At 73.2% G+C, this 12327-nt stretch carries 11 protein-coding genes, 1 rRNA gene and 1 pseudogene; 11 read left to right on the plus strand and 2 right to left on the minus strand.

The annotated features are described in order from the left end of the window. The 3 genes and pseudogenes from rrf to ACWD5D_RS41950 all read left to right on the plus strand — a co-directional run. Positions 1–93 (plus strand): 5S ribosomal RNA (rrf, locus tag ACWD5D_RS41940); the annotation flags it as partial. 92 nt (positions 94–185) lie between these two features. After that, a pseudogene (locus ACWD5D_RS41945) lies at positions 186–1166 on the plus strand (hypothetical protein); the annotation flags it as partial. A 315-nt stretch (positions 1167–1481) separates the two neighbouring features. After that, positions 1482–2294 (plus strand): hypothetical protein, encoded by an 813-nt coding sequence (locus ACWD5D_RS41950; protein ID WP_451378048.1) that lies wholly within the window; start codon positions 1482–1484, stop codon positions 2292–2294. A 106-nt stretch (positions 2295–2400) separates the two neighbouring features. Here ACWD5D_RS41950 and ACWD5D_RS41955 read toward each other — a convergent pair whose 3' ends face one another. Continuing rightward, entirely contained in the window at positions 2401–3687 is a 1287-nt protein-coding gene (locus ACWD5D_RS41955) for a DUF1015 domain-containing protein (protein ID WP_451378019.1), read from the minus strand. Positions 3688–3759: 72 nt separating this feature from the next. Between ACWD5D_RS41955 and ACWD5D_RS41960 the strand changes: the two genes are divergently transcribed. From ACWD5D_RS41960 to ACWD5D_RS41975, 4 genes are read left to right on the plus strand one after another with little or no spacing between them, the layout of a single operon-like run. After that, positions 3760–4788, plus strand: coding sequence for an HAD-IIA family hydrolase (locus tag ACWD5D_RS41960; protein WP_451378020.1), 1029 nt, complete (start codon positions 3760–3762; stop codon positions 4786–4788). 60 nt (positions 4789–4848) lie between these two features. Continuing rightward, positions 4849–5892, plus strand: a complete 1044-nt coding sequence (locus ACWD5D_RS41965) for a FecCD family ABC transporter permease (RefSeq protein ID WP_451378021.1) — start codon at positions 4849–4851, stop codon at positions 5890–5892. Beyond that, positions 5889–6926: a FecCD family ABC transporter permease gene (locus tag ACWD5D_RS41970; protein WP_451378022.1), complete on the plus strand. Its 1038-nt coding sequence runs from the start codon at positions 5889–5891 to the stop codon at positions 6924–6926. The genes ACWD5D_RS41965 and ACWD5D_RS41970 overlap by 4 nt, the downstream gene beginning before the upstream one ends. Then, on the plus strand, positions 6923–7798 hold the full coding sequence (locus tag ACWD5D_RS41975; protein ID WP_451378023.1) for an ABC transporter ATP-binding protein: 876 nt from the start codon (positions 6923–6925) through the stop codon (positions 7796–7798). Before ACWD5D_RS41970 ends, ACWD5D_RS41975 begins: the two co-directional genes overlap by 4 nt. A 99-nt stretch (positions 7799–7897) precedes the next feature. Here ACWD5D_RS41975 and ACWD5D_RS41980 read toward each other — a convergent pair whose 3' ends face one another. Next, positions 7898–8245: a sterol-binding protein gene (locus ACWD5D_RS41980; RefSeq protein WP_451378024.1), complete on the minus strand. Its 348-nt coding sequence runs from the start codon at positions 8243–8245 to the stop codon at positions 7898–7900. Between the two features lie 42 nt (positions 8246–8287). Here ACWD5D_RS41980 and ACWD5D_RS41985 point away from each other — a divergent pair, with 42 nt between their 5' ends. The 4 genes from ACWD5D_RS41985 (at position 8288) to recN (ending at position 12271) form a co-directional block, all read left to right on the plus strand. Next, entirely contained in the window at positions 8288–8632 is a 345-nt protein-coding gene (locus ACWD5D_RS41985) for a hypothetical protein (protein ID WP_451378025.1), read from the plus strand. 7 nt (positions 8633–8639) lie between these two features. After that, a complete protein-coding gene (locus ACWD5D_RS41990) occupies positions 8640–9455 on the plus strand; it encodes a TlyA family RNA methyltransferase (RefSeq protein WP_451378026.1) in 816 nt (271 codons plus the stop codon). Beyond that, positions 9452–10357 carry an NAD kinase gene (locus ACWD5D_RS41995; protein ID WP_451378027.1) on the plus strand — a complete coding sequence of 302 codons (906 nt, stop codon included), beginning with the start codon at positions 9452–9454 and terminating at the stop codon, positions 10355–10357. Before ACWD5D_RS41990 ends, ACWD5D_RS41995 begins: the two co-directional genes overlap by 4 nt. Before the next feature lie 171 nt (positions 10358–10528). Beyond that, complete coding sequence (recN, locus tag ACWD5D_RS42000; RefSeq protein ID WP_451378028.1) at positions 10529–12271, plus strand: DNA repair protein RecN; 1743 nt, start codon at positions 10529–10531, stop codon at positions 12269–12271. The last annotated feature ends 56 nt before the right edge of the window (positions 12272–12327 follow it).

Raw genomic sequence — 12327 nt, forward strand, 5'->3', positions numbered from 1 at the left:
ACGCCCGGTTACATTCCGAACCCGGAAGCTAAGCCTCACAGCGCCGATGGTACTGCAGGGGGGACCCTGTGGGAGAGTAGGACGCCGCCGAACAATCTTTGGAGGACCCCTGGTCCCAGCGTTCAGCTGGGACCAGGGGTCCTTTCGTTTTTACAATGCTTGCGGTACCGAAGACAGGAGTCACCATGTCCACCAACTCTCCCGACGACCGACCGGAGCGCGACCAGCGGCGACGGGACAGTGGTGACCGCGGTGATCGTGGCGGCTACCGCGGGAACCGTGGTGGCTTCCAGCGCGACAACGACCGTAACGACCGCGGCGGTTACCGCAGCGGCAGTGGTGGCGGCAGCGGCTACGGCCGGCGCGACGACAACCGCGGTGGCGGTTCCGGCGACCGCGGCGGCTTCCGTCGCGACGACCGGCGTGATGATCGGCGTGACGACCGTGACCGTGGTGAGCGCGGCGGCTTCCGCCGTGACGACCGCCGTGACGACAACCGTGGTGGCGGTTACGGGGACCGCGGCGACCGCGGTGGTTATGGCCGTCGGGACGATCGTCGTGAGGGTGACCGGGGTTCGCGTCCGGCGTTCCAGCGTGACGACCGTGACCGTGGGCCGCGTCGCGACGACCGCGGTGACCGGGGCTTCCGTCGTGACGACCGTGGCGGCGACCGTCCGGCCTTCCGCCGCGACGACAACCGTGGCGGCGACCGTCCGGCCTTCCGCCGCGACGACCGGCGTGACGACCGCCGTGACGACCGCCGGGGTGACGACCGGGGCGGTTTCCGGCGGGACGACAGCCGTGGTGACCGCGGTGGCTTCCGGGGCCGGGACGACCGGCGCGACGACAACCGTGGTGGCGGTTACGGCGACCGCGGCGACCGCGGTGGCTACGGTGACCGGGGCGACCGTGGTGGCTACGGCGACCGCGGTGGTTATGGCCGTCGGGACGATCGTCGTGAGGGCGACCGGGGTTCGCGTCCGGCGTTCCAGCGTGACGACCGTGACCGTGGGCCGCGTCGCGACGACCGCGGTGACCGTGGTGACCGGGGCTTCCGTCGTGACGACCGTGGCGGCGACCGTCCGGCCTTCCGCCGCGACGACAACCGTGGCGGCGACCGCCCGGCCTTCCGCCGCGACGACCGGCGTGACGACCGCCGTGACGACAACCGTGGCGGCGACCGCCCGGCCTTCCGCCGCGACGACCGGCGTGACGACCGCCGTGACGACCGCCGGGGTGACGACCGGGGCGGTTTCCGGCGGGACGAGAGCCGTGGTGACCGCGGTGGCTTCCGGGGCCGGGACGACCGGGGCGGCCATGGGCCGCGTCGGGACGACCGGGGTGGTCGGCCGGGCGGCTTCCGGGGACGCGACGGGCGGGACGATCGCCGCGACGACCGGCGGGACGACCGGCGGGACGACCGGCGTGGCGGTGGCCGGTTCCGTGACGAGCGTGACCGGGACCGTGAGCCGATCAAGCGTCTGCCGATCCCGGAGGACGTCACCGGCGAGGAGATCGACAAGGACGTCCGGCAGGAGCTGCAGAGCCTGCCCAAGACGCTCGCGGAAGACGTCGCCAAGAACCTGGTGATGGTCGCGCGGCTCATCGACGAGGACCCCGAGGGGGCCTACGGCTACTCCAAGGTGGCCCTGCGCCTGGCGTCCCGCGTGGCCGCCGTCCGCGAGGCCGCCGGTTTCGCCGCGTACGCCAGCCAGAAGTACAGCGAGGCTCTCGCCGAGTTCCGGGCCGCGCGACGTATGACGGGCAACGTGGACCTGTGGCCGGTGATGGCCGACTGCGAGCGTGGGCTCGGGCGTCCGGAGAAGGCGCTGGACATGGCCGGCGCTCCCGAGGTGCAGAAGCTGGACAAGGCCGGGCAGGTCGAGATGCGGCTCGTCGCGGCGGGTGCTCGGCGCGACATGGGGCAGCTGGACGCGGCCATCGTGACCCTGCAGAGCCCCGAGCTGGCGTCGAACTCGATCCAGCCGTGGACCGCGCGACTGCGCTACGCCTACGCGGACGCCCTGCTGGCCGCCGGCCGGGAGCGCGAGGCGCGGGACTGGTTCGCGAAGGCCGTCGAGGCGGACCGGGACGGCAGCACGGACGCCTCCGACCGGCTGGCCGAGCTGGACGGCGTCGAGTTCGTCGACGCTCTCGACGAGAGCGACAACGAGGACGCGGGCGAGAACGGACGCGACGGCGGCGGCGACGGCGACGGCGAGGGTGACGACAAGGGCGAGGGCGTGAAGAGCGCCGAGTCCGGGGACGTCACCGCGACGGATGACGAGGACTGACCCGAACGGGTGAGGGCGTGGCAAAGGGCGGGACCGTTTCGGTCCCGCCCTTTCGCGTTCCTGCCCCCATACGCGTGCGCACGCGTGCTGTCGTGCGCGCCGCGCGTCACATCTCCAGGGCCCGCAGCACCAGCCCCGACGCCGGCTTGGGGCCGAAGGACGTCGACTTGCGGGGCATCGTGACGCCCTGGCGGGCCAGATCGCGTACGACCTCCTCGCGGACCGGGTGCATCAGGACGGCCGTTCCGCCGTCCCGTTCCGCCTTGGCGACCGTGGCCGCCGTGTCGTGGATGTAGGCGATGTGGGCGGGGGAGTCCTCGGGGATGCGCCACACGTGGTCGAGGAGCGTGGCGTGCAGGACGGTGGCGTCCAGGGAGCGCCAGGCGGCCGGGCGGTCGGCCGGGATCGTCCGGGTGAGCAGGTCCGGGTCCGGGCGGTCGATCAGGTGGAAGGCGCCGTCGCCGGCCAGCAGGAAGGCGTTGCCCGCGCACGCGGCGTCCGCCAGCGCCTCCAGGGCCCTGGCCAGCGGTACGCCGGCGAGGTGCTGTACCCGGAACAGCCCGTCCAGGGCCGTCAGCGCGTCCGTGACCGGCAGGTGGTGCAGGAGGCGGTGGATGGCGCGGACGCGCAGGGGATAGCGGGCGGTGTCGACCAGGAGGACCAGACCGTGGTCCCAGGGACTGGGGGAGGGGTGCTCGGCGCGCAGCCGCCGGTAGGTGGCCCAGCGGTGGTGGCCGTCGGCGATGAGGGCCTGGTGGTGGGACAGGTCCGACTGGATACGGGCCATGTCGGCCGGGTCGGTGACCGCCCAGAGGCTGTGGTGGAAGCCGTCCTCGGTGGTCGTGGCGAGCAGCGGAGGCCGCTCCACCGTGCGCTCGACGACCGCGGCCGCCGCGCCGTTGCCGTGGTAGGTGAGCAGCAGGGGCTCCAGGTTGGCGCGGGTGGCGCGCATCAGGCCGGCGCGGTCGGCGACCACGGGCGGCATGACGTCCTCGTGGGGGAGGACGACGCCCTCCGAGGGCTCCGACACGCGCAGGGCGCCGATGACACCGCGTTGGAGCATTCCGTTGCCGTCGTGCTGCTCGTACACGTAGAGGGCGGGGTCCGGGTCGGCGGCCAGTATGCCCTCGGCGAGCCAGCGCTGGAGGGTCTGTGCCGCCTGTTCGTTGCGGGCGCTCGGGTTGTCGGCCTGCGGAAGAATCAGCCGGACGATGTTGTACGGATCGGCCGACTGGAGGTGGTACAGGCCGTCGGGGCGTACGACGACGTCGTACGGAGGGGAGGTGACGGAGGCCAGGCTGCCGACCCGGTCGGGGTCGTACCGAAGGCCGCGGAACGGGGTGAGTTCCAGGCCTCGGCGCGCCGTTGCTTCCGAGTGACCTGCAGTGTTCATCCCGGCATCGTACGTGTGTCAGTGGGGTGGGGGATGATCGGGGAAAGACGGTCGAACGAGGAGCGATGTGGAATGAGCCAGAGCGTCAGGACGAGGCCCGAGGGCATGGGGCAGCCCCTGAGCGAGGCGTACGACACGGCGCTGCTCGATCTGGACGGGGTGGTGTACGCGGGAGGGAACGCGATCACGCACGCCGTGGACTCGCTGGCGCGGGCGCGCGCGGGAGGCATGCATCTGGCCTACGTCACGAACAACGCGCTGCGCACGCCGGACGCCGTGGCCGAGCACCTCACGGAGCTGGGGATACCGACGGGGGCGGACGACGTCATCACCTCGGCGCAGGCGGTCGCGCGGCTGATCAGCGAGCAGGTGCCGGCCGGGGCGAAGGTGCTGGTGATCGGCGGTGAGGGGCTGCGCGTGGCGCTGCGCGAGCGCGGCCTGACGCCGGTGGAGTCGGCGGACGACGATCCCGCTGCGGTCGCGCAGGGGTACGGCGGCCCGGATCTCACCTGGTCGCGGTTGGCGGAGGCGTCGTACGCGGTGGCCCGGGGTGTGCCGTGGTTCGCGTCGAACACCGACCTGACGATTCCGAGCGGTCGGGGCATCGCGCCGGGCAACGGCGCCGCGGTGGAGGTCGTACGGATCGCGACGGGCGCGGAGCCGCAGGTGGCGGGCAAGCCGCTGCCTCCCATGCACCGGGAGACCGTCCTGCGTACCGGGGCCGAGCGGCCGCTGGTCGTCGGCGACCGGCTGGACACGGACATCGAGGGCGCGTTCAACGGCGGTGTGGACTCGCTGCTCGTGCTGACCGGTGTCACCGACGGCGCCCAGCTGCTGGCCGCGCCGCCGCAGCACCGGCCGACGTATGTGGACGCCGACCTGCGCGGGCTGCTCACCGGTCAGCCCGAGGTCGTCCGCGCGGGGGACGGCTTCCGCTGCGGGGGCTGGACGGCGGCGGGCGGCACAGACCGGCTGGAGCTGGAGGGCGACGGTGAGGCGCTCGACGGGCTGCGGGCGCTGTGCGCGGCGGCCTGGACGGCGGCCGGGGACGGGGCCTGCCCGCTGGACGGAGGCAAGGCGCTGGCCAGACTGGGCCTGTGACGCACAGGAACTTCACGGGCCGCATCGAGGTGGTTAGCGAGGGTAGGCTAACCTAACCTCGTGTTGGTCGACAGTCCTCCGGAACAGCGCGCGGACACCGCCCCCGCGCCCCCAACTCGCCGGGCGGTACGCCCCCTTGGGCTCCTCCTCTCCGTCGCGATCCTGGTGCTCGTGGCCCTGGCGAGCATCGCGATCGGGGCGAAAGCGCTGACGCCGGACCAGGTCTGGCACGGCCTGTTCCACGACACGGGGACGTACGGCGACGTCGTCGTGGACGCGCGGATCTCGCGCACGGTCCTCGGGCTGCTGGCCGGTGCCGCGCTCGGACTGGCAGGGGCGGTGCTCCAGGCGCTCACCCGCAATCCGCTGGCCGATCCCGGTCTGCTCGGCATCAACGCGGGTGCCTCCGCCGCCGTCGTGACCGCCATCACCTTCTTCGGCGTCACCAGCCTGACCGGATATGTGTGGTTCGCCTTCGCCGGTGCGGCGGCGGTCGGCGCGCTGGTCTGGTTCCTCGGCGGCAGCCGGGGCGCCACGCCGGTGCGGCTCGCGCTCGCCGGTACGGCGATCACCGCGGCGCTGTACGGCTACCTCCAGGCTGTGATGATCATGGACGACGCGGCGCTGGGCAAGATGCGCTTCTGGACGGTGGGTTCGCTGGCCTCGGCCGACAACGCGACCATCGTGCAGGTGCTGCCGTTCCTCGCGGTCGGCACACTGCTCGCCCTGGGGCTCGCCCGGCCGCTCAACGCCGTGGCCATGGGCGACGACACCGCCACCGCACTCGGCGCCGACCTGAACCGCACGCGGGCGCTCTCCATGCTCGCCGCGACCGTGCTGTGCGGGGCGGCGACCGCCGCGTGCGGGCCGATCGCGTTCGTCGGGCTGATGGTCCCCCACGCGGTCAGGTCCTTCACCGGCCCCGACCTGCGCTGGATCCTGCCGTACGCGACGGTCCTGTCGCCCGTGCTGCTGCTCGGCGCCGACGTCATCGGCCGCGTCGTGGCCCGCCCCTCGGAACTCCAGGTCGGCATCGTCACCGCGCTCATCGGCGGGCCGGTCTTCATCTTTCTCGTACGACGGCGGAGGACGGCCCAGCTGTGAAGACCAACCGTGTCATCAGGGCGCCGGGCGGGCTCTCGCTGCGGCTGGACGTCCGGGCCGTCACGGTCGTCGTCCTGCTGCTCCTCGCCGCGCTCGCCGCGAGCGTCGTCCTGATCGGCACCGGCGACTTCCCGATCCCGGCGGGCGACGTGGTGAAGACGCTGCTCGGCGACGGCAGCGCCGGCCAGGAGTTCATCGTCAGGGAGCTGCGGCTGCCGCGCGTCCTGGTCGGACTGCTGGTCGGCGGCTCCCTCGGGCTCGGCGGGGCGCTGTTCCAGGCCGTCACCCGCAATCCGCTGGGCAGCCCGGACGTGCTCGGCCTCGGGCAGGGGGCGACCGCCGGGGCTCTCGTGATGATCGTGCTGTTCTCCGGGAGCGCGGCCCAGGTCACCGCGGGCGCGCTCGTGGGCGGCCTGGTGACCGGGTTCGCCATCTATCTGCTCGCCTGGAAGCGGGGCGTGCACGGCTATCGGCTGGTCCTCGTCGGAATCGGCGTCTCCGCGATCCTCACGGCCGTCAACGGCTATCTGCTCACCGTGTCCGACATCGTCGACGCGGCGCGTGCCGTCGTCTGGATGACGGGCTCCCTCGACGGCCGGGACTGGGACCAGGTCCGGCCGCTGCTCGGACTGTGCGCCGTGCTCGTGCCCCTCGCCCTCGTCAACGCGCGCGGCCTCAGGACGATGGAGATGGGCGACGACGTCTCGAACGCCCTCGGTGTGCGTGTCGAACGCGTACGGGCCCTGCTGATGGTGACCGCCGTCCTGCTCACCGCGACCGCCACCGCCGCGGCCGGCCCGGTCGGTTTCGTGGCCCTCACCGCACCCCAGCTCGCCCGTCGCCTGACCCGTTCGCCCGGCCCGAACCTGCTGCCGTCCCTGTGCATGGGCGCCGCCCTCCTGGTCACCGCCGACTGGGTCTCGCAGCGGGCCTTCGGCGCCGACCAGCTGCCCGTCGGCGTGGTCACCGGAGTCCTGGGCGGCGTCTACCTGCTCTGGCTGCTCGTCACCGAGCGCAGGGCGGGCCGGATATGAGCGCCCCGACCACGCCGGACGCGAGCGGCTCGGCATTCCAGAACACCCAAGGGAGCACCGTGAACCGCCTGTCCGCCGAGAACGTCACCCTCGCCTACGACCAGCGCGTCATCGCCGAGCAGTTGTCGGTGCGGATCCCCGACCAGTCCTTCACGGTGATAGTCGGCCCGAACGCGTGCGGCAAGTCGACGCTCCTGCGGGCCCTGTCCCGGATGCTGAGGCCCAGCCAGGGCCGGGTGCTGCTGGACGGGCAGGTCATCCAGTCGATGCCCGCCAAGAAGGTCGCCCGGACCCTCGGCCTGCTGCCGCAGTCGTCCATCGCGCCCGACGGCATCACGGTCGCAGACCTCGTGGGCCGCGGCCGCTACCCGCACCAGGGGCTGCTGCGGCAGTGGTCCGCCGAGGACGAGCGGGTCGTCCAGGAGTCCATGGCGCACACCGGGGTCGCCGAACTCGCCGACCGGTACGTGGACGAGCTGTCCGGCGGCCAGCGCCAGCGCGTGTGGATCGCCATGGCCCTCGCCCAGCAGACCCCGCTGCTGCTCCTGGACGAGCCGACCACCTACCTGGACATCCAGCACCAGATCGACGTCCTCGACCTGTGCGCCGAACTCCACGAGACCCAGGGCCGCACCCTCGTCGCCGTCCTGCACGACCTCAACCACGCCGCCCGCTACGCCACCCACCTCATCGCCCTGCGCGACGGCCGGGTGATCGCCGAGGGCGCCCCGGCCGACGTCGTGACGGCCGAGCTGGTCGAGGAGGTCTTCGGGCTGCGCTGCCAGATCATCGAGGACCCCGAGACGGGGACCCCGCTGGTGGTTCCGGCCGCCCGGCAGGCACGGGCGGCGAAGGCCACCGCGGCATCCTGAACGGCGAGGGCCGGCTCCTGGACGGCGAGGGCCGGCTCCTGAACGGCGAGGGCCGCCTCCTGAGTGGCCGGGGCGGCGGCTCGGCGGGCGAGCGGGGTGTCAGAGCAGCTTCCGGAGCCGGAAGAGGTCCAGCAGACTCGCCTCCAGTCTGACCCGGCCCGAGCCCCAGGCGGTCGCGAAGTTCAGTTCGCCGCCCACCAGGGCCACCAGGTCGTCGCCTGTCATGGCGAGCCGGATCCGGGCCTTCTCCCGCGGCGGCCCCGGACACGTGTCGTCCACCTCGAGCCGGCCCCCGGTCATCCGGCCGACGAAGGTCACATCCAGGTCGGTGATGTGACAGGTCACCGAGCGGTCCATTGCGGCGGCCTCGCGGACGTCGCCCTCGGCGCCCTGCATGTTGTCCGAAAGCTTTTCCAGTGCGGCGCGGCACTCCTCGATCGTGGCCATCGCCGACGACGGTACCCCAGCCGTTCGCGGTAGCGTCTGGGCATGAGCGAGTCCGTGTCAGAGGCCGAGGTCGTGGCCATGTCGGGAGCCGTGAGCGAGCCGGAGGGCGTGACCGGGGCGCCGCCCGTGGCCGAGCCGCAGGCCGTGGCCGAACCCGAGGACGATCCCGCCGCCCCCGCCGCCCTGGACGTCCCCCGCACCTCCACCGGCAACGCCGAGGTCGACGCCCAGCTGGAGCGGCTGGCCGACGCCGACCACCTCGCCACCGACGGACATCTCGAGGTGTACGAGGATGTACATGGGGGACTGCGCGACGCGCTCACCGCGCTCGACGCCCGCCCGGGACCTCCGGCCCCCTCACCGCCGTACCACCAGAGCAGGAGCTGAACCGAACGTGGCAGGAGTCGCACGCCGTCGTCTGGACGCGGAGCTGGTCCGCCGGAAGCTCGCGCGCTCGCGCGAGCACGCCAGCCAGCTGATCGCCGCCGGGCGGGTCACCGTCGGCAAGACCGTGGCGACCAAGCCGGCCACACAGGTGGAGACCGCCGCGGCGATCGTGGTCCAGAGCGACGACAGCGACCCGGAATACGTCTCCCGCGGCGGCCACAAGCTCGCCGGTGCCCTGGAGGCGTTCGTACCGCGGGGGCTCGTCGTCGAGGGCCGGCGCGCGCTGGACGCCGGAGCGTCCACCGGCGGCTTCACCGACGTCCTGCTGCGCGCGGGTGCCGCGCACGTGGTCGCCGTGGACGTCGGATACGGACAGCTCGCCTGGTCTCTGCAGAGCGATGAACGCGTCACCGTCAAGGACCGTACGAACGTACGCGAGTTGACGCTCGACGCGATCGATGGGGAGCCGGTGGATCTTGTCGTGGGCGATCTGTCCTTCATCCCGCTCGGGCTGGTGCTGCCGGCCCTGAAGCGGTGCGTGAAGCCGGACGCCGACCTGGTGATGATGGTCAAGCCGCAGTTCGAGGTGGGTAAGGAACGGCTGGGCAGCGGGGGCGTCGTACGGAGTCCGCAGCTGCGGGCGGAAGCCGTGCGGGGGGTGGCCGAGAAGGCCTGGGAACTGGGGCTCGGCGTGCGGGGAGTCACCGCCAGCCCGCTGCCCGGGCCGTCCGGGAACGTCGAGTACTTTCTGTGGCTGCGTGCCGGGGCGCCCGCCCTGGACCCGGCCGATGTCGACCGAGCAGTGGCGGAGGGGCCGCGTTGACACAGAACCGAGTGCGTACTGTTTTCCTGCTCGCCCACACCGGGCGGCCCGCGGCGATCCGCAGTGCGGAACTGGTGGTCAAGGGACTGCTGGGGCACGGCATCGGGGTGCGGGTACTGGAGGAAGAGGCGCGCGACCTGCCGCTGCCCGACGAGGTGCAACTCGTCAGGGAGGCGACACCGCAGTGCCTGGACGGCTGCGAGCTGCTGATCGTCCTCGGCGGCGACGGCACGCTGCTGCGCGGCGCCGAGTTCGCGCGGGCCTCCGGGGTGCCGATGCTCGGCGTCAACCTCGGGCGCGTCGGGTTCCTCGCGGAGGCCGAGCGGGACGACCTCGACCGGGTCGTCGACCGGGTGGTGGCCCGGTCGTACGAGGTCGAGGAGCGGATGACCATCGACGTCGTGGTGCACCGCAACGGGGACATCGTGCACACGGACTGGGCGCTGAACGAGGCGGCCGTGCAGAAGGCCGGCGCCGAGAAGATGCTCGAGGTCGTCCTGGAGATCGACGGGCGGCCCGTCACCGCTTTCGGGTGCGACGGGATCGTGCTGTCGACGCCGACCGGCTCGACGGCGTACGCGTTCTCCGCCGGGGGGCCGGTGGTGTGGCCCGAGGTGGAGGCGCTGCTGATGGTGCCGATCAGCGCGCACGCACTGTTCGCGAAGCCGTTGGTGACGTCGCCGGATTCCGTGCTCGCTGTGGAGGTTCTGCCGCATATCCCGCCGGGGGTTCTGTGGTGTGACGGGCGGCGGACCATCGAGTTGCCGCCGGGGGCGCGGGTGGAGGTGCGTAGGGGGGCTGTGCCGGTGCGGTTGGCTCGGTTGCACCATGCGTCCTTCACGGACCGGCTCGTGGCGAAATTCGCGTTGCCCACGCATGGGTGGCGGGGGGCTCCGCACTAGCCGTCTGTGATGGGCGGGTGACTCTCGTCGGCGGGCGTGGGTGCAGGCGCGCCTGCGGGCGCGCGTGCGGGCGTGTTGTGGCTTGTCGCGCAGTCCCCCGCGCCCCTCGGGTGGGGACACTCGGCGGAGTGACATAGGCGGGCCATGTGCGCTCCCCGCCCCGGACCTCGTATGGTCTGTTCCGTGTTGGAGGAGATGCGGATACGGTCGCTCGGGGTCATCGACGACGCTGTCGTCGAGCTGTCGCCGGGGTTCACCGCGGTCACCGGTGAGACGGGTGCGGGCAAGACCATGGTGGTCACCAGCCTGGGGTTGCTGCTCGGTGGGCGGGCGGACCCGGCGCTCGTGCGGATCGGGGCCGACAAGGCGGTCGTGGAGGGGCGGGTCACCGTGGCCCCCGGCGCCGCCACCGTCGTACGCGCCGAGGAGGCCGGGGCCGAGCTGGACGACGGTGCCCTGCTGATCAGCCGCACCGTGTCCGCCGAGGGACGCTCGCGGGCGCACCTGGGCGGGCGCAGCGTGCCGGTGGGCGTGCTCGCCGAGCTGGCCGACGAGCTGGTGGCCGTGCACGGCCAGACCGACCAGCAGGGGCTGCTGAAGCTGTCCCGGCAGCGGCAGGCGCTCGACCGGTACGCCGGGAACGCGGTCGCCGTGCCGCTGGCCAAGTACGGCGAGGCCTACCGACGCCTGCGGGCCGTCTCCACCGACCTGGAGGAGATCGTCACGCGCGCGCGTGAGCGCGCCCAGGAAGCCGACATTCTCCGGTACGGGCTCGAGGAGATCTCCGCCGTCGAGCCGCGCGCAGGTGAGGACGTGGAACTGGCCGAGGAGGCGGAGCGGCTCGGGCACGCCGAGGCGCTGTCGTCCGCGGCGACCGCCGCGCACGGCGCTCTCGCGGGCAATCCCGAGGACCCCGAGGGGATCGACGCCCAGGCCCTCGTCGCGGGCGCCCACCGCGCGCTGGAGGCCGTCCGCTCCCACGACCCGGCGCTCGCCTCCCTCGCAGAGCGGATCGGCGAGGTCGGGATCCTGCTCGGCGACGTCGCCGGGGAGCTGGCGGGGTACGCCGACGACCTGGACGCCGATCCGCTGCGGCTGGCCGCCGTGGAGGAGCGCCGGGCCGCGCTGGGTGCCCTCACCCGCAAGTACGGCGACGACGTGGGCGCCGTCCTCGCCTGGGCCGAGCAGAGCGCCGCGCGGCTGACCGAGCTGGACGGCGACGACGAGCGGATCGACGAACTCACCGCCGAGCGGGACGCCCTGCGCGCCGAACTGGGCGCCCTGGCGCAGGCGTTGACGGACGCGCGGGCAGAGGCCGCCGAGCGGTTCGCCGCCGCCGTGACCGCCGAGCTGGCCTCGCTGGCGATGCCCCACGCGCGCGTGTCCTTCGACATCCGGCAGACCGAGGACCCCGAGGGCGTCGAGGTCGGTGGCCGTACGGTCGCGTACGGCCCGTCCGGTGTGGACGAGGTCGAGCTGCTGCTCGCCCCGCACCCGGGGGCGCCGCCGCGGCCCATCGCCAAGGGCGCGTCCGGCGGTGAGCTGTCCCGCGTGATGCTCGCCGTGGAGGTCGTGTTCGCCGGCACGGACCCCGTGCCGACGTACCTCTTCGACGAGGTCGACGCCGGCGTCGGCGGCAAGGCCGCGGTCGAGATCGGGCGGCGCCTGGCGAAACTCGCCAAGACCGCGCAGGTCGTCGTCGTCACCCACCTTCCGCAGGTCGCCGCCTTCGCCGACCGTCAGCTGCTGGTCGAGAAGACCAACGACGGCTCGGTCACCCGCTCCGGCGTGAAGGTGCTGGAGGGCGAGGACCGCGTCCGCGAGCTGTCCCGCATGCTGGCCGGCCAGGAGGACTCGGAGACGGCCCGGGCCCACGCGGAGGAGCTGCTGGCCACGGCACGCGCCGAGGGCTAGGGAGCGGGCGGGGCCCTCGTCCCCGCACGCTCGCCCGGCCGCACCCCCTGGCCACG

Source organism: Streptomyces sp. NPDC002520 (assembly GCF_053595235.1).